The organism is Lysinibacillus sp. NPDC056185 (genome assembly GCF_047737915.1).
In the GTDB taxonomy this organism is placed as follows: domain Bacteria; phylum Bacillota; class Bacilli; order Bacillales_A; family Planococcaceae; genus Lysinibacillus.
On the sequence record NZ_JBLLLQ010000071.1, the window covers coordinates 1 to 2,511 of the forward strand.

At 70.8% G+C, this 2,511-nt stretch carries 3 protein-coding genes; all 3 read right to left on the reverse strand.

Annotated features, from left to right (window positions below):
- On the reverse strand, nucleotides 1–862 hold an 862-nt coding region (locus ACMZ42_RS26865; protein ID WP_415733393.1), incomplete at its 3' end, for an NAD-dependent epimerase/dehydratase family protein.
- 155 nt (nucleotides 863–1,017) lie between these two features.
- Entirely contained in the window at nucleotides 1,018–2,067 is a 1,050-nt protein-coding gene (locus ACMZ42_RS26870) for a PDR/VanB family oxidoreductase (protein WP_415733394.1), read from the reverse strand.
- A gap of 104 nt (nucleotides 2,068–2,171) precedes the next feature.
- Nucleotides 2,172–2,511, reverse strand: a 340-nt coding sequence (locus tag ACMZ42_RS26875) for an SRPBCC family protein (protein ID WP_415733395.1), incomplete at its 5' end; no start/stop codon positions are given.

The window sequence follows — 2,511 nt, forward strand, 5'->3', positions numbered from 1 at the left end:
GGCCCTGGGCGGCGCGCAGTTCCAGGAAGTCGGAGGTCGGCTCCCAGCCGAGCAGGTCGCGGGCGCGGTTGCTGGAGAAGACGGAGGCGCGGGGGTTGTTCCGGTAGAGCCGCGGGTTACGGATCTCCGGCAGCTCGCCGAAGCGCTCGCGGTACCACTCCAGGGTGGGTTCGGGCCGGCAGGTGTCGGCCGCGGAGAGGAAGAACGTGCCGTACCGCAGGCCGTCCGTCTCCAGGGCGGCGCGGAAGCCGCGGGCGACGTCCTGCGCGGTGACGTAGTAGTAGAGCCAGTGCAGTTCGGGGTTGTCGATGAAGTCGACGAACTCCGGCAGGGTCTCGGGCAGCACCACGGCGAGCGGGCGCAGGCAGATGACGTCCATGTCGGTGCCGCGGGTGAAGCTCAGCCCCATCTGCTCGATGATCTGCTTGCTGACGCTGTACGCCTGCACGGGACGGTTCTCGTGGTCCTCGTCGACGGAGAGGTAGCGCGGTGTCCAGTCGGGCCGCATCTCGGAGAGCCCGCAGGCCGAGACGGACGAGGTCAGGACGACCTTGCGGACGCCGTTCTCGGCGGCGGCCTGGAGGACGTGCCAGGAGCCGAGGGTGTTGACCCTGATGTACGACTCGGGGGCGGCCTTCCAGTCGTAGTCGATGGCGGCCAGGTGGACGACGGCGTCGGCGCCCTTGGTGACCTGCCGGACCGCTTCCAGGTCCATCACGTCCGTCTGCACATGGGTGACGGAGGCGTCGGACGCGACTCGGTCGGCGTTGGTGACGTCGAAGGTACGGGCCAGCTCCTCGACGACGTACCGGCCGACCCGGCCCGAACCGCCGGTGACGACGACCTTGGAAAGGGGAGGCATGAGTGGTTCCTCTCGGGACTTGAGTGCTCTGGAGCGGTCTCGGCCGACGGCTGGAGCGGTTCGTGAGTGGGTTGAGTGGCTTGAGTGGCTTGAGTGGGCTTGAGTGGGCTTGAGTGGCGGGAAAGGAAGGCGGGAAGGGAGGGCGCGCAGCGGTGTCAGAGGTCCAGGACCAGCCGCTCGCACCGGGTCCGCGAGACGCAGATCATCATGTAGTCGCCCGCGGCTCTTTCGTCGGCGTCGAGCACGCTGTCACGGTGCTCGGGCACCCCTTCGAGCACGCGGGTCTCGCAGGAGCCGCAGGTACCGGATCCGCAGGCCCAGTCGACCTGCACCCCGGCGGTCCGCAGCACGCTGAGCACGGAGGTGCCGGCCGGTACCCGGTGGCTGCTGCCGTCTCCGGCGAGCACCACCTCGAACTCGCGGTCGTCCGCGGTGACCTCGTCCGGTACGAGGACGGCGGCGAACCGTTCCAGATGCAGGTCCCAGCGGCCCTCGCACGTCGCGTGGAGTTCTTCGAGGGCGGTGAGCAGGGGGCCGGGGCCGCAGGAGTACACCGCGGTACCGGGTGCGACGCCGGACAGCAGGGCGTCGAGGTCGAACCGGCCGTCGGTCTCGTCGGTGTGCAGCCGCACCTGCTGCGGTCCGCAGGCGGTCAGCTCGTCGACGAAGGCCATCCGGTCCCGGTCGCGGGCGAGGTAGACCGCGCGCCAGCGCTGCCCGGCCCGCTCGGCGGCGCGCACCATGGCCAGGATCGGGGTGATTCCGATGCCTCCGGCGATGAACAGGTACTCGGGTACGTCGGAGACACGGAAGTGGTTACGGGGTCCGCGCACCCGCAGGGTGTCACCCGGCCGGATGCGGTCGTGGACGTGGACCGAGCCGCCCCGCCCGTCGGCCGAGCGCAGCACCGCGACCCGCCACCGGGTGCGGTCGTCCGGGTCCCCGCACAGGGAGTACTGGCGGACCAGTTCACCGCCGTCCGGCCCGGCCCCGGGCAGCAGTAGATCGATATGGGCGCCCGGCTCCCACGGCGGCAGCTCGGCCCCGTCGGGTGCCCGCAGGGTGAGGGCGACGATGTCCTCGGCGACCCGGCCGCACGACTCGACCCGGAGGGTCAGTGCCCCGGGCGGCCCGGATGCCACCGGGGACTCGGGCAGTCCGGCCGGCGGGTGCGGTGCCTCGGGCCGCTCCAGCTGAAGGGTCATGGGTGTTCTCCTGGGTGACACGGCGACGGGGTTGCATCGCGTGGTGAGGGTGTGTGCCGCAGGGGCGGGGGCCGCGTGCTGACGGGCCGGGGAGCGCGGACGGCTCAGGAGGTGGCGCGGGCTGTGTACCGCTCGGCGAGCCACCGGTTGAAGCGGACCAGGACCACCTCGCTGGGCGCGTACCGGCCACGCGGTGCGAAGCGCGAGTGCAGCCCGCGCTGCACTCCGGACCAGGCGAAGACGTCCTCGACCATGACGCCCGCGAGGTCCTCCTTCTCCTTGATCCAGTTTTCCTTGAAGTCCGGGCGCGCGAGCGTGGATTCGGGGTAGAGCCAGGTGGCGCCGAAGACCGATGACTTGTGGCCGGTGGGCAGCCAGAGGAAGTACTTGACCTTGTCCGGCATGGCCACGATCAGCAGGTTCGGCATGACGGTGACGTAGGAG